Annotated in this window: 13 protein-coding genes; 9 read left to right on the top strand and 4 right to left on the bottom strand. The window is 62.1% G+C overall.

Annotation, left to right across the window (positions count from 1 at the left end; genetic code table 11):
• Positions 1 to 14: 14 nt before the first annotated feature.
• Entirely contained in the window at positions 15 to 944 is a 930-nt protein-coding gene (locus J7557_RS09730; protein WP_291419782.1) for a 2-hydroxyacid dehydrogenase, read from the bottom strand.
• Between the two features lie 226 nt (positions 945 to 1,170).
• On the opposite strand from J7557_RS09730, the gene J7557_RS09735 reads away from it, so the two are divergent.
• From J7557_RS09735 to J7557_RS09750, 4 genes are all read left to right on the top strand, one after another.
• Positions 1,171 to 2,592, top strand: coding sequence for a circularly permuted type 2 ATP-grasp protein (locus J7557_RS09735; protein ID WP_291419784.1), 1,422 nt, complete (start codon positions 1,171 to 1,173; stop codon positions 2,590 to 2,592).
• 2 nt (positions 2,593 to 2,594) lie between these two features.
• A complete protein-coding gene (locus tag J7557_RS09740) occupies positions 2,595 to 3,545 on the top strand; it encodes an alpha-E domain-containing protein (RefSeq protein WP_291419786.1) in 951 nt (316 codons plus the stop codon).
• Between the two features lie 9 nt (positions 3,546 to 3,554).
• Positions 3,555 to 4,358 (top strand): transglutaminase family protein, encoded by an 804-nt coding sequence (locus J7557_RS09745; protein WP_291419788.1) that lies wholly within the window; start codon positions 3,555 to 3,557, stop codon positions 4,356 to 4,358.
• An 88-nt stretch (positions 4,359 to 4,446) separates the two neighbouring features.
• Positions 4,447 to 5,340 (top strand): LysR substrate-binding domain-containing protein, encoded by an 894-nt coding sequence (locus J7557_RS09750; RefSeq protein ID WP_291419790.1) that lies wholly within the window; start codon positions 4,447 to 4,449, stop codon positions 5,338 to 5,340.
• On the opposite strand, the gene J7557_RS09755 is transcribed toward J7557_RS09750, so the two are convergent.
• Complete coding sequence (locus tag J7557_RS09755; protein WP_291419792.1) at positions 5,337 to 5,648, bottom strand: cyclic nucleotide-binding protein; 312 nt, start codon at positions 5,646 to 5,648, stop codon at positions 5,337 to 5,339. The two genes, J7557_RS09750 and J7557_RS09755, sit on opposite strands and share 4 nt — an antisense overlap.
• A gap of 267 nt (positions 5,649 to 5,915) precedes the next feature.
• On the opposite strand from J7557_RS09755, the gene J7557_RS09760 reads away from it, so the two are divergent.
• From J7557_RS09760 to J7557_RS09780, 5 genes are read left to right on the top strand one after another with little or no spacing between them, the layout of a single operon-like run.
• The gene (locus J7557_RS09760; RefSeq protein ID WP_291419794.1) at positions 5,916 to 7,487 is read left to right on the top strand and encodes an ABC transporter substrate-binding protein; all 1,572 of its coding nucleotides are present in this window, start codon (positions 5,916 to 5,918) and stop codon (positions 7,485 to 7,487) included.
• Positions 7,487 to 8,434 carry an ABC transporter permease gene (locus tag J7557_RS09765; RefSeq protein ID WP_291419796.1) on the top strand — a complete coding sequence of 316 codons (948 nt, stop codon included), beginning with the start codon at positions 7,487 to 7,489 and terminating at the stop codon, positions 8,432 to 8,434. The genes J7557_RS09760 and J7557_RS09765 overlap by 1 nt, the downstream gene beginning before the upstream one ends.
• Positions 8,431 to 9,258 (top strand): ABC transporter permease, encoded by an 828-nt coding sequence (locus J7557_RS09770; protein ID WP_291419798.1) that lies wholly within the window; start codon positions 8,431 to 8,433, stop codon positions 9,256 to 9,258. The genes J7557_RS09765 and J7557_RS09770 overlap by 4 nt, the downstream gene beginning before the upstream one ends.
• A complete protein-coding gene (locus J7557_RS09775) occupies positions 9,255 to 10,862 on the top strand; it encodes an ABC transporter ATP-binding protein (RefSeq protein ID WP_291419800.1) in 1,608 nt (535 codons plus the stop codon). Before J7557_RS09770 ends, J7557_RS09775 begins: the two co-directional genes overlap by 4 nt.
• Before the next feature lie 14 nt (positions 10,863 to 10,876).
• Positions 10,877 to 12,871: a CocE/NonD family hydrolase gene (locus tag J7557_RS09780; protein WP_291419802.1), complete on the top strand. Its 1,995-nt coding sequence runs from the start codon at positions 10,877 to 10,879 to the stop codon at positions 12,869 to 12,871.
• A 34-nt stretch (positions 12,872 to 12,905) separates the two neighbouring features.
• On the opposite strand, the gene J7557_RS09785 is transcribed toward J7557_RS09780, so the two are convergent.
• Positions 12,906 to 15,500, bottom strand: a complete 2,595-nt coding sequence (locus tag J7557_RS09785; protein WP_291419804.1) for a DUF4344 domain-containing metallopeptidase — start codon at positions 15,498 to 15,500, stop codon at positions 12,906 to 12,908.
• A 264-nt stretch (positions 15,501 to 15,764) separates the two neighbouring features.
• A complete protein-coding gene (locus J7557_RS09790; RefSeq protein ID WP_291419806.1) occupies positions 15,765 to 16,976 on the bottom strand; it encodes an MFS transporter in 1,212 nt (403 codons plus the stop codon).
• Positions 16,977 to 17,002: the final 26 nt, after the last annotated feature.

A 17,002-nucleotide genomic window follows, 5' to 3' on the forward strand; every position in this document is an offset into this window, starting at 1 on the left:
GCGCAGGGCCGGTATCAGACCACCGCCGAGATCAGCGGTTCGCCGGCAAAATGGCGTTCGAGATTGGCCACCAGCAAGGCGCCCATGGCGTCACGGGTCTGGTTGGTCGCGCTGCCCTGGTGGGGAGAGAGGACGACATTGTCGAGGCCGAGCAAGGCCTCGGGGACCTGCGGTTCTTTCTCGAACACGTCCAATGCTGCGCCGCCGAGGCCGCCATTCTGCAGGAGGTCGACCATGGCAGGCTCGTCGATCAGTGTGCCGCGGGCGACGTTGACCAGCATGCCCTTGGGGCCGAGGGCTTCGAGAACCTTTCTAGAGACGATGCCCTCAGTTCCCTTGCCGCCCGGGGCGATGATGACGAGCCAATCGCTGTCGCGGGCCATGTCTTCTAGATTGTTGTAGTAGACATAAGGCACGGAGGGCTGCTGGTGGCGGCCGTAATAGACGACGCGCATCTTCATGGCCTGAGCGCGGGTGGCGATTTCCTTGCCGATGCGGCCGAGGCCGAGAATGCCGACGGTCTTGCCGGTCAGTTCGGAAAAAAGACCAAAGCTGTTGCCCGGCCACTTGCCCTGGCGCACGAACTGGTCGCCCTGCGGAATGCGGCGAGCGAGGGAAATCATCAGGCCGATGGTGATTTCGGCGACGGCATCATTGAGCACGTCGGGCGTATTGGTGACGCGGATGTTTCGCGTCTTGGCGGTGGCGGTATCGATATTGTCGTAGCCGACGCCAAAGCTGGCGATGATTTCGAGATTGGGCAGCTTTTCCATCAGCGGTTTTTGCACGCCCGAGCCGGCATGGGCTCGGATGCGAGCGCCATTTTCGGCGAGCCAGCCATCCTTGTCGGCAATCTCATGCAGCTTGTGGACGGTGTAGCGCTCGGCCAGGGCCTTTTCGCAGGAGGCTAGCAGGGGCCCGGTCTGCAGAATCTCGATGGTCATGGGAAGTTCCTCTCTTGGCCTGAGAGACTAACGACTGAGGCCAAGGAGGCAAGGCGGGATGAGCACAAATCGTCCCGCGCGAATGAGAGCATTTTGTGCGGGCTTTGCGCAAGGCTGACCTGCACTAAAAAGCGGCAAGCGGCGGCTTTGATCGTCTGGACGGCAGCGGCCAATTGTGTAGCAATGGTTTGGCGATGGGAAAGCCGTATCAAACCTGCGAAGAGTAATGGGCGAAAACACGCCGTTTGACGAAATGTACAATGCGGATGGATCTGTCCGCGAACCTTACCGCGCCCTCAGCGAATGGCTGGCGGAACAGCCCGAAAAGGGGCTGGCGCTGATGCAGGCCGACGCGGAGGCGATCTTCCGCAAGCTCGGCATCACCTTTGCCGTCTATGGTTCGGAAGAAGGCACCGAGAAGGTCATTCCCTTCGATGTCATTCCGCGCATCATTGCCGCCAATGAGTGGCGCAAGCTGTCGCGGGGGATCGAGCAGCGGGTCAAGGCGCTCAATGCCTTCCTCTATGACATCTATCACCGTCAGGAGATTTTGAAGGCGGGGCGCATTCCGGAGAAGCTCATTCTCAACAATGCGGCCTTCTGTCCGCAGATGATGGGGCTGGAGCCGGCGCGGGGCGTCTATGCGCACATTATCGGCGTCGATATCGTGCGGGTGGGGCCGGACGAATTCTATGTGCTGGAGGATAATCTCCGCACGCCGTCGGGCGTCTCCTATATGCTGGAAGACCGCGAGGCGATGATGATGCTGGCGCCGGACCTGTTCCAGCGCAGCAAGGTCGCGCCGGTGGAAACCTATCCCGAAAACCTCAGGCGGACGCTCGAAAGCGTGGCGCCGGCGGGGGCTGGGCGCAATCCGGTCATCGCGGTGCTAACACCTGGAATCTATAACTCGGCATACTTTGAACACTCGTTCCTCGCCGACCAGATGGGCGCGCAGCTTTGCGAGGGGCAGGACCTCTTCGTCGATGGCGGCAAGGTCTATATGCGGACGACGACGGGACCGGAGCGCGTCGATGTCATCTATCGCCGCATCGACGACGACTATCTTGATCCCCTGACCTTCAGGCCGGATTCCATGCTGGGCGTGCCTGGTATTTTCGATGCCTATCGGGCGGGAAATGTCACGCTGGTCAATGCGCCGGGAACCGGCATTGCCGACGACAAGGCCGTTTACACCTATGTACCTGAAATCATTGAATTCTATCTCGGCGAGAAGGCGCTGCTGAATAACGTGCCGACCTATAACTGTACTGACGTGGACCAGCGCGCTTGGGTGCTCGAAAACATTGCGGAGCTCGTGGTCAAGGAAGTCCATGGTTCGGGCGGCTATGGCATGATGGTCGGGCCGACCTCGACCAAGGCGCAGCACGAGGAATTCAGGAAGAAGATCATCGCGCGGCCGGATAATTACATCGTGCAGCCGACGCTGTCGCTCTCGACCTGTCCCACGCATATCAACAACGATGTCGCGCCGCGGCACGTCGATTTGCGGCCCTATGTGCTGGTGGGCGATGAGGTGCGGATCACGCCCGGCGGGCTGACGCGCGTGGCGTTGAAGAAGGGATCTTTGGTGGTGAACTCGTCGCAGGGCGGCGGGACCAAGGATACCTGGGTGCTGGAAGACTAGTCATGAGAATGCTGGGACGTACCGCACAAAACCTTTTCTGGCTTTCACGCTATGTGGAGCGCGCCGAGAACATGGCGCGCCTGCTTGAGGTCGGCTACCGCATGTCGCTCACCAGCCGCCGAGAGGGCGGGGCGAGCGAGCATCTCGTTTCCATGCTGAAGGCAGCGGAAATGGATGAGGCTTTTGCCGAAAGGCACGAGGTCGCCGATGTCGACACCGTCGCCTATTTCATGATGTTCGATCCGACCAATCCCTCGTCGGTCTATTCGTGCCTCCAAGCCGCTCGCACCAATGCGCGTTCGGTCCGCACCGCGATCACCACGGATATGTGGGAGAGCATGAACGGGGCTTGGCTCGAATTCTCGCAGATCAAGCCGCGCGATGTGCGCGGGGCGAAACTCCTGGGACTTTTGCAATGGGTGCGGCAGCGCAGCCATGAATTCCGCGGGGCGCTGCTTGGGACCATCTTGCGTGACGATGGCTTTGCTTTTCTTCAGGCGGGCAATTTCGTCGAGAGGGCCGACAATACGGCGCGCATTCTCGACATGAAATACTATGTGCTGCTGCCGCGTTCGAGCCTCGTTGGTGGCGAGATCGACATCCAGCAGTGGACGCTGATCCTGCGCGCGGCTTCGGCGCATCGGTCCTATGGTCACGTCTATCATGACCGCTACAAGGCCCATAACATTGCCGACTTCCTGATCCTTCGGACGGAGATGCCGCGCTCGCTGGTCTATTGCGCGCACTTCGTGCGTGACAATCTCAACCTCCTCGCAAAACTCTATGGGCGGCGCGAGGCGTGTCATGACGCGATGGATGATCTGTTGAAGCTCGTCGAGGGCACGAACATGGACCAGATCTTTGCCCGAGGCCTCCACGACTTCCTCAATGACTTCATTGACGGCAATAACCGGGTGACCGACACCTTGTCGGCCAGCTACAATTTCTACTGAGCCTTCTCCATGCGCATTGCCATTGACCATCGATTGAGCCTGACCCTGCCGGAAGGCACGGGCCAGGCCGTGTTCCACCTGCTGCTGACGCCGCCAAGCGGGCCGACGCAGACGGTCGAAAGCTGGAGTGTCGAGGGGCCGGGTATCGGCAATGCTGGGCGTTTCACCGACGGCTTTGGCAATGCGGCGCATCTGGTCAACCAGTTGCGGCCAGAGGGTGAAATCACCATCCATGTGCGCGGCGAGGTGACGACGCGCGATACGCATGGCGTGTTGGGGCGACCGAGCGGCGAGCCGGTGCCGGCGCTCTATCGGCGGTTCACGGCTGCGGCCAAAGCGCCGGAGGCGCTTTATGAGCCATTCCGCCACAGCAAGGACAACCGACTGAGCATTTGCCACGCGCTGATGGCCCGGGTCGGTGAAGAGCTGGGCTTGCCCGAAGAGCCGAAAGTGCCGCGGCAGATGCAGGCGGATGGCGGGCAAACGCAGGTGCAAGACACCGGTGAAGCCAGCGAACAGCGGCCGGCGGCCGCCGACTATGCGCACCTCTTCATTGGCGCGGCGCGGGCGCTCGATATTCCGGCTCGCTATGTCGTCGGCTATCGAGTTGCCGATGGCGAAGATGGGCTGCACGCCTGGGCCGAGGCCTTTGACGAAGGCCTTGGCTGGGTAGGGTTTGATCCCCACGCGCAGATATGCCCGACCGATCGCTATGTGCGCCTCGCCATCGGGCTCGATGCGGAGACCGCCCCGACGCTGCGCACGGTGCCAGTGGCCGAAGTGGAGCAGGTGGCGAAGGTTTCGGCCGTCTAGTCGACTGGTATCGCGAATTAAGATGCGCACGGGCTTGCGCTGAGCTATGGCGAAGCATGGGCCGGTCATCGGCGCGTCGAAGTTCACCATGGCCAAATTGCAGAAATTGCCGCCGCTCAATGCGCTTGTCGTTTTCGAGGCGGCTTCGCGCCTTGGCAGTTTTTCGCGGGCGGGCCTCGAACTTGGGCTGACGCAGAGCGCGGTCAGCCGGCAGATCAGCAAGCTCGAGGCCTTTATCGGCTCAAAGCTCTTCACCCGCGCTGTGCACGGCGTGCACCTCACCCAGATTGGCGAGGCTTATGCCGCCGACATTTCGCGCGTGCTCGGAGAAGTGGCGGCGGTGACGGAGGGGGTGCGGAGCTGGGCCGGTCCGCGCCAGATCACCATTGCCTGCTCCCGCGGCATTGCCGACCAGTGGTTCATGCCGCGCCTCACGCGCATGCAACAGGAAATTCCTGGGCTCGAACTGCGACTCAAGGTGACCGATGACATCGTGCACCTGCGCCTCGACGAATTCGATCTGGCGGTGTTCTATCGCAGCGAACGGCCGGCCGGGGTCAACCTGATCGTGCTCGGGCGCGAAGAAATCGTGCCGGTCGCCGCGCCGGGCCTGCCTCCGCTATTGGATGTGCCCGATCCAGTCATCATCGGCATCGAGGATACGATGCGCGAATGGCAGGATTGGCCGCATTGGTGGCGCAGCGCCGGGTTGATGCCGCCAGAAGGGCAAAGGCGCTGGCTCTTGGGCGACTATGGGCTTTGCGTTGCTGCTGCGATGCAGGGCGGGGGCTATGTGCTCGGCTGGACCTGGCTGATCCGCGAACAGTTGGATGCCGGCATTCTGGTGCCTGTGCACGAACATATGATGCAGTCGGAAGGGCGGTTCTATCTGATGCGTCCGGCGGACCGGCATCAGCGCAAGATTGTGCGCGAAGTCAGCGATTGGCTGATCGCGCACAATGTCAACATGACAGTTGATTAGGCGGCCGCGGCCGGCGGTTCCGGATCGTTGGCGGCATCCTGAATGACAGCTGGTTTGGCGGCATTCTTGCGGCGCTGATGACGGCTATGGGCATAGCCGACGACGGTGAAAACCAGCCAGGCAGCCTGGGTCAGGAAAGACCCAAGGTTGAAATTCCACATCAGTGAGTATATCAGGGCCACGCCCCCGAGGACGTTGAGTGCTGCATAGCGGCCGTCATCGATTGTGAGCACGCGCATCTGAATCAAGGCATAGCCTGCCAGGTAGGCTACTGCGCCGATGAGACCTACGCCAGTCGCAAGCTCCATCTCAAAATGCTCCTAAACGCGCCAGGGGCGGCGCTGCATTACCTTTTATGAAACCGGGAAGTCGCGCTGATTTGCGTTGCGCTGTCCTCCCCAAACAGAACGCCATCTAGCCTCGATACCAATCAAACCATGCACGCCGGATTCTGATAGGGGTATGATTTTAAATCATGCCTGATGCCATCATTTGCCCACTAGTATTCCGGCCATGGGGACCGCCTCCGCTGCCCTTGCGGACGCGCGGTAAGCAAAAATAAGCAAGGTAGGAATATGTCGCAGAACAAGTCGTCATTCGACCTGAGCCGCCGCCAGTTCATCGCTGGTGCAGCAGGGCTCGGTCTCACAACTCTCGCCAGCGGCTTGATCGTGCCGTCCGCATTCGCGCAGGAAGCGACGCCCAAGCGCGGCGGCGTCTTGAAGCTTGGCATCGGCGGCGGTTCCACCACAGACAATTTCGACGTGCGCGTTCTCAACGACTGGGTGCCCGTCAACCAGGCCTACATGACCTTCAACGGTCTCGTCGAAATCGACAAGGACAACATGGTCCAGCCCGAGCTGTTCGAAAGCTGGGAGCCGTCGGCCGATGCCAAGGAATGGACTTTCAAGATCCGTCAAGGCGTCACCTTCCACAATGGCAAGGCGCTGACCGCCGAAGACATCCTCTATTCGCTGAACCTGCACCGCGGCGAGGCTTCGACCTCGGCAGCGCGCTCGACGGCCGGCCAGTTTACCGACGTGGTCAAGGTTTCGGACACCGAGATCAAGATCGTGCTCGACAGCGGCAATGCCGATCTTCCCTACATTCTCTCCGACTATCACTTCCTCATCGTGCCCGAAGGCTTCGAAGACTGGACCAAGCCGATCGGCACCGGTCCCTTCGTGCTCGAAAGCTATGAGCCGGGCGTACGTGCGCGCTTCACCCGTAACGAAAGCTACTGGAAGCCCAATACCGCTTGGGTCGATGCGGTCGAAGTCATCGTCATCAACGACATTGCTGCCCGTACCAATGCGATGATGAGCGGCCAGGTGCACGCCATCAACCAGCTCGATTTCAAGACCGTCGATCTCCTCAAGCGCAATCCGAACCTTGAAGTGGTGCAGTCGGCCGGTGGCCAGCACTTCACTTTCCTGATGGATTGCACCCAGAGCGTCTATGCCGACAACAATGTCCGCATGGCCATCAAGTACGCGATCGATCGCGAGCAGTTGCTAACGACCGCTCTGCGCGGCTACGGCAAGCTCGGCAACGATCACCCGATCCCGGTGACCGACCCGTTCTATGCCGCCGACCTGCCGCAGCGCGCCTATGATCCGGAAAAGTCCAAGTTCTACCTCAAGGAAGCCGGTCTCGACGCGCTCAATATCGAGCTGTCGGCTTCGGACGCGGCCTTCTCGGGTGCTGTTGACGCTGCCGCTATCTTCCAGGGCACGGCTGCGGCTTCCGGCATCACGCTTTCGATCAAGCGCGAACCGAGCGATGGCTACTGGTCGAACGTGTGGATGAAGGCGCCGTTCTCGATGGGCTATTGGGGCGGCCGTCCGACGGCTGACCAGATGCTTACCATTGCTTACTCCTCGACTTCGGCACAGAACGATACGCACTGGAAGAACGAGGCGTTCGACGCCAAGCTCATCGAAGCGCGTGCGCTGCTCGACAATGCCAAGCGCAAGGAAATCTACGCTGAACTCCAGCAGATGATTTCCGATGACGGTGGTGCAATGATCCCGATGTTCGGCGACTATCTCGACGCCGTCTCGACAAAGCTTGGCGGCGTGACCACCCATCCGATGTTCAACTTCATGGGCGCGCGCCTCGCTGAAAAGGTCTGGCTCGAAGCATAATGATCCAACTTATCCTTAAGCGTGTCGCGCTTGGGATCCTGACGCTCCTGCTGGTGTCCGCGTTGATTTTCGCGGGCACTCAGCTCCTGCCGGGCGACGTCGCCTCGGCAATTCTCGGACAGAATGCAACGCCGCAATCGCTGGCTGCTCTCCGACAGGATCTCGGCCTCGATCTTCCCGCCTGGCAGCGTTACCTGACCTGGCTTCATGGTTTCGTGACCGGCGATCTCGGCATGTCGCTCGCCAATCGTCAGCCCGTTGCAGATCTCCTCTGGCCGCGTTTCGGCAATACAATGGCGCTCGCCGCCTATGCGGCCATCGTTTCTGTGCCGATTGCCGTTCTGCTGGGCCTCGCCGCGGCCGTGCGTCGCGGCGGCATGTTCGACCGTGGCATCAACATCGTGGCGCTGGCCTTCGTGTCGCTGCCCGAATATTTCCTCGGGCTGCTGCTCATTCTGTTCCTGTCGGTGCAGTTCAACCTGCTCCCGAGCCTTGCCGATACCTATTCGGGCATGAACTTTGGCGATTGGCTGCGGGCAACGACCCTGCCGGCTTTGACCCTGGTGCTCGTCACCGTCGCGCAGATGATGCGCATGACACGCACGGCTGTGCTGTCGGTCATGGATCAGGCCTATGTGGAAACCGCGTTCCTGAAAGGTCTGAGGACCAAGCGCGTCGTTCTCCGCCATGCGCTGCCCAATGCTGCTGCGCCCATCGTCAATGTGGTGGCGTTCAACATCGCCTATCTCATCACCGGCGTCGTGCTCGTCGAAGCGATCTTCAATTATAACGGGCTCGGGCGCTTCATGGTCGATGCCGTCGCCAAGCGCGACCTGCCGCTGGTGCAGGCTGCGGCCATGGTTTTCGGGGCGGCCTATGTCATCCTCAATTCCGTTGCCGATATCGCCGCCATCGCCCTCAATCCCCGTCTGAGGCATCCGCGATGACCAGCAAGCTTAAGGCAATTCCCATTTCCGCCTGGCTCGGGCTCACCATCGTGACGCTCAACCTTCTGGTCTTCGTTTTTGGACCCATGCTGGCGCCCTATGGCATGAACGAGATCGTCGGCGCGCCCTTCGATCCGCCGTCGAGCCAGTTCTGGTTCGGTCTCGACCAGAATGGCCGCGACATGTTCTCGCGGCTTCTGGCCGGGGCACAGATGTCTATCGGTGTGTCGCTGGCCGCGTCGCTGATTTCGTTTTCCATCGGCATTCCGCTGGGGTTCGTGGCGGCGCTGTTTGGTGGCTGGGTCGATACCGTGCTGTCGCGTATCGTCGACACCGTCATGTGCATTCCGGTGCTGATTTCGGCGCTGGTGGTGCTGCAGGCGCTGGGCTCATCGGTGCCGGTGCTGATCTTCACTATCGCTCTTCTCGATAGCACCCGCGTGTTCCGTCTGGCCCGTGTCGTGGCGCAGGGTATTTCGGTGCTTGAATATGCCGAAACCGCGCGTCTGCGTGGTGAGAGCCTTGGCTGGTTGATCACCCGCGAAATCCTGCCCAATGCGCTGCCGCCGCTGATTGCTGAATTCGGCATGCGCTTCTGCTTTACCTTCCTCTTTGTCGCCGGCCTTTCCTTCCTCGGCCTCGGCATCCAGCCTCCCTTTGCGGATTGGGGTGGCATGGTGAAGGACAACCAGCAGGCAATTCTCTACGGCCTCTATGCGCCGCTCTTCCCGGCTGCCGCGATTGCGCTGCTGACCATCGGGGTCAATCTCGTGGTCGACTGGCTGCTCAATTCCGGTGCTGCAACACAGGGAGCCGATCGATGAGCAATGTTCTCACTATTCGCGGCCTGAAAGTCGCGGCGCCCAATGGCAATCTCCTGGTCGATGGGATCGATCTCGATCTCGCGCCCGGCGAAGTGCTGGGGCTGATCGGTGAATCCGGCGCCGGCAAGTCGACCATCGGACTTGCGGCCATGGGCTATGGCCGTGGCGGCTGCCGCATTGTTGGCGGCACTATCAACATTGGCGGCACGTCGCTGATGGAAGGCAATCGCGCGACCCGCGAAAACATGCGCGGTGCACGGATTGCCTATGTGGCGCAATCGGCCGCAGCGGCTTTCAATCCGGCCATCCGCATCGGCGAGCAGATCGTCGAGGGCGCGCTCTACCACGGCAAGATGACGCGGCCCGAGGCGGAAGCCTGGAAGCTGGAGCTGCTGAAAACCCTGCAGCTGCCGAACCCCGAAAGTTTTGGGGATCGCTATCCGCATCAGGTGTCCGGTGGCCAGCTGCAGCGCGCCATGGTCGCCATGGCCATGTCCTGCCGCCCCGATATCATCGTCCTCGACGAGCCGACCACGGCGCTCGACGTGACGACGCAGATCGAGGTGCTGGCTCTGCTGCGTAGCCTGATCCAGCGCTACAACACATCGGCCCTTTACATCACCCATGACCTTGCAGTCGTGGCCCAGATCGCCAATCGCATCATGGTGCTGCGTCACGGCAAGATGGTCGAAGAGGGGACTGCCGAGCAGGTACTCGAGGCCCCGCGCGAGGAATATACCCGCATGCTCGTTGCCGAGCGGCAGGGTAATCTTGTTGGCGAGACTGCGAACCGCCAGATCGGCGACGTGCTGCTCGATGTCAGCGGCGTGCACGCCTACTATGGCAAGACGCCGGTGCTCGACGACATCTCGTGCAATCTGCGCCGGGGTGAAACGCTGGCAGTGGTTGGTGAATCCGGTTCGGGCAAGTCGACCCTGGCCCGCGCCATTGCAGGTCTCCTGCCGACGTCGGCCGGTATGATCAGCTTTGATGGGCGGCGGCTCGACCGCTCCTACAAGAACCGCAGCCGCGAGGAATTGCGGCGTATTCAGCTTGTCTATCAGTTGCCCGACGTGGCGCTCAATCCGCGTCAGACGGTGGGCGAAATTATCGGGCGGCCGATGAAATTCTACTTCGGCATGCATGATGTGCCCAAGCAGAAGGAAGTCGCGCGGCTCCTCGATCTCATCGGCCTGCCGCAGGATTTTGCGACGCGCCTGCCGGGTGCGCTCTCGGGCGGCCAGAAGCAGCGTGTCTGCATTGCCCGTGCACTCGCCGCAAAGCCCGACCTCATCATCTGCGACGAGGTCACGTCGGCGCTCGATCCGCTGGTGGCGGAAGACATCCTCAAACTGCTCAAAAGCCTGCAGCAGGAACTGGGTCTGTCCTACCTCTTCATCACCCATGATCTCGGCGTCGTTCGGCGCCTGGCCGACCGCACGCTCGTCATGCAGCGCGGCAAGATCGTGGAGCAGGGGCCGACGGTGGAAATCTTCCAGCCGCCATTCCACCCCTATACCGAAGAGCTGGTGACCTCGGTGCCCGAACTGCGCCGCGACTGGCTCGATACCGTGCTGGCCAAGCGCCAGCAGGCGACCGCCTAGAACTGGACTATCCCATGTCGATCCGTATCACCGAACATATCTGGATTCCCATGAGCGACGGCACGCGCCTCGGCGCGCGGCTGTTCCTGCCCGAGGACGATGCAAAAGTCCCGGCGATCCTCGAATACATCCCCTATCGCAAGCGCGACGGGACGCGCGGCCGCGACGAGCCCATGCACGGCTTCTTTGCCGAAAATGGCTATGCAGCCATCCGCGTCGACATGCGCGGCACGGGCGAGAGTGACGGCCACATGGCCGACGAGTATCTGAAGCAGGAGCAGGATGACGCGCTCGAAGTCATTGCCTGGATTGCCGCGCAGCCCTGGTGCGACGGCAATGTCGGCATGATGGGCAAGAGCTGGGGCGGCTTTAACGGGTTGCAGGTCGCTGCGCGTCGGCCGCCGGCGCTGAAAGCCATCATCACGGCCTACTCGACCGACAACCGCTATACCGACGATATCCACTATATGGGCGGCCTGCTGCTCAATGATAATCTCTGGTGGGGTACGATCATGCTGGCCTATCAGGCCCGCCCGCTCGACCCTGAGATTGTCGGCGAAGGCTGGCGCGAGGCTTGGCTGAAACGCGTGGAAGACATGCCGTTCTTCCCGGCGCTCTGGCTCGAACACCAGCGGTACGACGGCTATTGGAAGCACGGTTCGGTCTGCGAGGATTTTTCCGATATCGAAGTGCCCGTGCTCGCCATTGGTGGCTGGGCCGATAGCTATACCAATGCCGTGCCGCGTCTGCTCGAAGGACTCAAGACGCCGCGCAAGGCTATCATTGGCCCATGGGGCCATATCTATCCGCAGGACGGTGTTCCCGGTCCGGCCATCGGCTTCCTTCAGGAAGCCGTGCGCTGGTGGGACCATTGGCTCAAGGGCAAGGACACCGGCGTCATGAACGAGCCGGATCTTCGCGCCTATATCAATGACAGTGTCGCCCCCACCGGCACCCGCACCGATGCACCCGGTCGCTGGGTCGGGGAGGCGAACTGGCCGTCTGCGTCCATTGCCCCGAAACTTTTCCAGCTCGGCGGTGACCATGGCCTTCATACTGGTAGTTCGCCTGCCGGCATGCTGCCCATTTGCTCACCGCAGAGCCATGGCAAGGCCGGCGGCGAATGGATGGGTACCGGCTGCGTCGGCGAACACCCGACCGACCAGCGTCTCGATGACGGCAGCGCTCTCGTCTTTGACTCCCTTGTGCAGACAGAGAGTTTTGACGTCCTCGGCGCGCCGGTGCTGAAACTCCGTGTGGCTTCGGACAAGCCAGTCGCGCAGGTTTCCGTCCGTCTCTCGGATGTGCGGCCCGATGGCACCGTGACCCGTGTCAGCTATCAGGTGCTCAACCTGACGCATCGCGACAGCCATGAGCAGCCGGCAGCACTGGTGCCGGGCCAGTTCTACGACGTGACGCTCAAACTCAACGATTGCGGACATCGCTTTGCGGCCGGCCATGCCATCCGCATTGCCATCGGCACGTCCTATTGGCCGATGGTCTGGCCATCGCCGGAACTGGCGACGCTGACGGTCGACACGGCGAACAGCTCGCTGTCCCTCCCGGTGCGCAAGGCCGATGCTGGCGCGGTACAGTTGCCGCCGCCCGCGCACGGTCCGGCAACGCCGATCACCCAGCTCGATCCGGGCACAGTGCGCCGCTACTCCAGCCAAGACCACGTCGCTGGAACCACGACCTATGTCACCGAAGGTATTGGCGGTCTCTTCGGCGAAGGCATCTTGCGCTTCGACGATATCGGTACCGAACTCAGCCACAGCCTGAAGCGCGAGCTGACCATTGCAGACAACGATCCGACCTCGGCGGAGTATGTGCTTACACAGAGCTATGAGATGGGCCGAGACGGCTGGCGCATCCGTATCGACAGCGTCACGAGGATGCGTTCCGACCGCGACACTTTCTACCTAACCGGCGAACTGTCGGTGGAAGAGAACGGGCTCTTGCGGGCCGAGCGGAACTGGGATCAGTCCTTCCCGCGCGACCTGATGTAAAGCAAAAGGCCCGGCAGTAATGCCGGGCCTTTTGCTATTCAGTCTGATCGGCCATCGGCAGGCCATTGGCTTGCCAGGCTTCGATACCGCCGCGATACCAGTAAGCGTTCCAGCCGCCCATGCCGGCGCGGAGCGCGGCATTGTAGGAGGAGCGGTCCTGCATGCCCCAGCCGAAGAAGATCACCGGGACCGTCTTGTCGCCGCCGGTTTCGTCGGTCAGCCAGTCATTGACGAGGCCCTGGAAGCGGTCTGTGAGGCTGCCGTCGCGTCCCGCATCGGTCACGGCAAAGGCGCCCGGCAGGGTTTCTGCTCCGCCGCTTGTGTCGATCAGCAGCCAGTTGTCGCTGCCGGTCACGAGATCGACCATGCTCTCGGTGGTCAGCACTTGTGCTCTCGTATGGCCCGCCGGCGTGGGGCCGCGATAGGGTGCGGGGAAGAGCACGTTGGTCGCAGGCACGCCATAGTCGGCCAGTTCGTTGAGCGCACCGGCCGTCGCCATCATTTCCGACTTCACCGGCACGCTTTCCGCCTGCGGCGTGGCGGCGCCCGATCCACCCAGTTCGACATCGGCGATCATCTCGACCAGATATTCGATCAGGTCGTAGCACATGGTGATGCTGCCCTCATTGGGGCTGTACCAGGCATTGAGCTCGCCGCACTGGCGATAGGTGACCGTCAGGTCGCGGGGCAGGGCATAGGTCTTCGCGAGATCATCGGCAAAGCCGCGGAGGCCATCGCCAAAGGTTTCGACGAGGAACCGGCTCATCGGCGTCGTCGGCTCTTCGAAGGTCACCGTGATCGTTGCGCCAGGGGCATCGGCGGTCAGGTGTCCATCGGGGTGCCAGGCGCTGAGGCGGGTATGCGGGGCAAGGATGGTGCGCCAGGCACGGTTCTGCCGGTTGAACTCTTCTTCGCAGCGCGACAGCGTGCGCTCTTCGAGCCCCACCTGCGCGGCAATATCGCCATAAAGGCCGGGATTGCCGCCATAGATGACACAGAAGGTGTTGCGGAAACGACGGAGGTCGCCGGTGTGCTCATCCTGCCAGGGAAGTTCCTGACCGCTATCGGCATTGATCATGCCGCCATAGTACCAGGGGAGGACGGAGTAGACCGCAACTTCCCGGCCGATCAGGTCGATGGCCTCGTCGCCAGAGGGATACATGGTCGGTTCGACGACGCGCAGGGCCGAGAAGATGTCGACGGCGTCCTCTTCGGGGCCGGTCGAGGGCACCTGCAATTCGCCGATCAGCGCATGGCCAAATTCGTGCATAAAAATGCCGTTGGTGACGCCGAGATAGGCGCCGATCAGCCGGGATTCGTGGCTGTTGAGGAAGGGGATTTCCTCGTCGCTCGCGCTGGTGGAGGCGGTCGGGGCGGAGCCCTTGGCCTTGCCGCCGGTCGCGGCAGTGCCCGTGTCCGACACGGTGAAGTCGCGGAAGTAAAAATCGCCGCGCTCATAGGCGAGCACGCCGACCTCGCCGCCGAGCACGGGATGATCGTTCACCTGGGCGATGAGTTCGCCATTGAGGAAAAAGCCGGCAACGCCAGGCTGTTCGACCCATTCGAGGAAGTCGCTGCCATCGCCCTTTGCGGCGCCGGGCAGGCGACCGATTTCCTCGCCCTTGCCATCGTCGCCGAAGCACAGCACCACACCGTCCCCGCCCAGCGTGATTTCACCGAGGCATGAATCCTTGCTGCTGGTGCTTTCGACGATGATCCCGGCTGCGGAGAGTTTGAAGTCTTCAGCAGAGCTGCCTTCGGGTGGCTTGATGCCGACGCTGACGCTCACCACGCGCTCGCCGGACCGGACCGGACCACCGGTGGGGATGGTGAAGAAATTTTCGCTGCTGGCCGTAGTGCCGTTGACCAGCACCATCCAGTCGCTCTCGAAGAAGACGTCCCAGCCATCCTTTGCGTCCGTTCCGAGGATGGCACCGGCCAGGGGACCCATGATTGCGGCCATGCGCGAGGCGGTGTCGCTGCCGTCGCCTGTTGCCGGCTCTTCGACTGAGGCGCTGGCGCCAGAGCCGCCGCGGGGCGGCAGGCCTGAGCCTTGCGTCTGGGCGCTGGTATTGTCGCCGGGAACATCGGTGACGATGAAATCGGCGACGCCAAAGGTCCCACGTTCATAGGCCATGATGCCGATTTCGTCGCTAAGCGCGGCGCCATTGGTCACATCGCCCAATGTCTTGCCATTGACGATAAAACGGGCGGTTCCTGGTGCTTCAACCAGTTCGATGGTGTCGCTGCCGTCGAGCTTGGCGGCATTGGCGAGGGAGCCGATCGATTCAAACTGTCCGTCGATGACGCAGAAGAGGTTGGCATCGGCTTCCGCAGTCAGTTCGGCCACGCAGGTGCCCTTGTTGGAGTCGTTGCGCACGACCACGCCAATCGCGGCCTTGGGCTGGCTTGAATTGAGGGTGACATTGACGGAAGTGTGCCGGCCATTGGTGCCGGGCGGGCCAGCCTTGATGGTCAGGGTCTGTTCGGATTCTTCCAGTGCGTCGTTGCGCAGCACGAACCAGCCATCCTGCTCCCCACCGAACCAGCCACGCTGCAACTGGCTGTCTACGACCCCATCGAGCGCCCCCAGCACCTGTTGTCCCATGGCGGGGATGGATAGGGTCAATCCAAATGCGGCAACACAAAAAGCTAACCTGGAAAAATTCATCGAAACCCTGAATATCAAAACCGCGACTGGGCGCTGTGCGCCCGATCGGCAACCTCACGGGTCCGGAAACGGTCCGAAAACCCGCCGCTTCCGCCCCAAGAATCACGCTCACTTCTTTTAAGAAGACGCTTCAGGTGACTAAATCCTTGGGGCCGCTCATGCAATTTTTCTGGGTTTTGAGGCGGTAAATTCTTTCGAGGTGAGGCCGGCCCTTTTTACGATTTATCGGGTGAGGGACGGCTTGGGCTGGAGCAGCGCCAGGACCAGCGTGAGCCCGGCCAGGAGCGTCGTGACCATGAGGTTGGTAACAGCCGAATAGGTGTCGACGATGTACCCGCCCACCAGAGCGCCGGTCATGATGGCGACCTGGAAGGAGACCACCATCAGGCTGCCCGAAGTTTCGAGCGCGTCGGTGGCCGAGCGTGAGAGGTTGGCCTGCAAGACCACGGGCGCCATGCCGAAAGCAAAGCCCCAGAGCGCGGCGAAGGTGAAGGCGGCGGCGATCTGGCTGCCCCAGAGCACGAGCGCGATTGCCGCGAGAGCCATGATGCCGCCCGTGGTGGCGAGGGCGCGGCTGGCGTCGATATCTGCCAGTTTGCCGCCGGCAACCGTGCCCAGAACGGCGGCGGCGCCGAAGCCGGCGAGCACGAGGGCGATCATGCCGGTCTCAAGGCCCGTCACCTGTTCGAGGAAGGGGCGGACGTAGACCGAGCCGGTCATGTGGCCGGCCATGAGCAGGATGATGGCGAGCATGCCGAGTTGCACGCCGCGGCGTTTTAGCAGACGCACCATGTCGCCCATGCTGTTGCCGGCTGAGGCGGGCATGCTGGGGAGGCCGATAAGCTGCAGGACGAGGGCGAGGCCAGAGAGCGCGGCGGTGAGACCCATGGCGCTGCGCCAGCCGAGCCAATCGCCGATCAGGGCGCCCATGGATGGGGCGGCGATGGTGGCAAGGGAAACGCCAAGGCTGACCATGGCGGTGCCGCGCCCAATGGCGCCGGTGCCGACGAGTCGGGCGACAACGGCAACGGACAGGGCCCAGAAGGCGCTGAGTGCAATACCGAGGCCGGCGCGGCCGACCAGCAGCACCCAGAAATCGGTGGCGAAGGTGGCGAGGAGATTGGAGGCAATGGCGAGGGCGCTAAGGCCGACCAGCACCGCCTTGCGGTTGATCCGGCCGATGAGGACATTGCTGAAGAGGGCGGCGAGGGCGCCGACCATGGCGGTGACGGTGACCACCTGGCCAGCCGTCCCCTCGCTGATGCCGAGGTCGCGGGCCATGGGGGTGAGAAGGCCGGCGGGCAAGAACTCGGCCGAGACCAGCGCAAAACTGGTGGCGAGCATGCCGAGCATGGCGAGCCAGGTCTTGGCGCTCCAGCCGGTCGAGACGGATGTGTCGGCGGCAAGGCCCGCTGAAATCGAAGTGTCAGTCATGAAGAGGTCTCCAAATCGGGAGACGT

The organism is Devosia sp., assembly GCF_017744655.1.
Taxonomy (GTDB): Bacteria; Pseudomonadota; Alphaproteobacteria; order Rhizobiales; family Devosiaceae; genus Devosia.

Excerpts from the sequence above, each read along its gene's own strand:
- J7557_RS09730 (WP_291419782.1), bottom strand. The coding sequence starts at position 944 with ATGACCATCGAGATTCTGCAGACCGGGCCCCTGCTAGCCTCCTGCGAA.
- J7557_RS09735 (WP_291419784.1), top strand. The coding sequence starts at position 1,171 with ATGGGCGAAAACACGCCGTTTGACGAAATGTACAATGCGGATGGATCT.
- J7557_RS09740 (WP_291419786.1), top strand. The coding sequence starts at position 2,595 with ATGAGAATGCTGGGACGTACCGCACAAAACCTTTTCTGGCTTTCACGC.
- J7557_RS09745 (WP_291419788.1), top strand. The coding sequence starts at position 3,555 with ATGCGCATTGCCATTGACCATCGATTGAGCCTGACCCTGCCGGAAGGC.
- J7557_RS09750 (WP_291419790.1), top strand. The coding sequence starts at position 4,447 with ATGGCCAAATTGCAGAAATTGCCGCCGCTCAATGCGCTTGTCGTTTTC.
- J7557_RS09755 (WP_291419792.1), bottom strand. The coding sequence starts at position 5,648 with ATGGAGCTTGCGACTGGCGTAGGTCTCATCGGCGCAGTAGCCTACCTG.
- J7557_RS09760 (WP_291419794.1), top strand. The coding sequence starts at position 5,916 with ATGTCGCAGAACAAGTCGTCATTCGACCTGAGCCGCCGCCAGTTCATC.
- J7557_RS09765 (WP_291419796.1), top strand. The coding sequence starts at position 7,487 with ATGATCCAACTTATCCTTAAGCGTGTCGCGCTTGGGATCCTGACGCTC.
- J7557_RS09770 (WP_291419798.1), top strand. The coding sequence starts at position 8,431 with ATGACCAGCAAGCTTAAGGCAATTCCCATTTCCGCCTGGCTCGGGCTC.
- J7557_RS09775 (WP_291419800.1), top strand. The coding sequence starts at position 9,255 with ATGAGCAATGTTCTCACTATTCGCGGCCTGAAAGTCGCGGCGCCCAAT.
- J7557_RS09780 (WP_291419802.1), top strand. The coding sequence starts at position 10,877 with ATGTCGATCCGTATCACCGAACATATCTGGATTCCCATGAGCGACGGC.
- J7557_RS09790 (WP_291419806.1), bottom strand. The coding sequence starts at position 16,976 with ATGACTGACACTTCGATTTCAGCGGGCCTTGCCGCCGACACATCCGTC.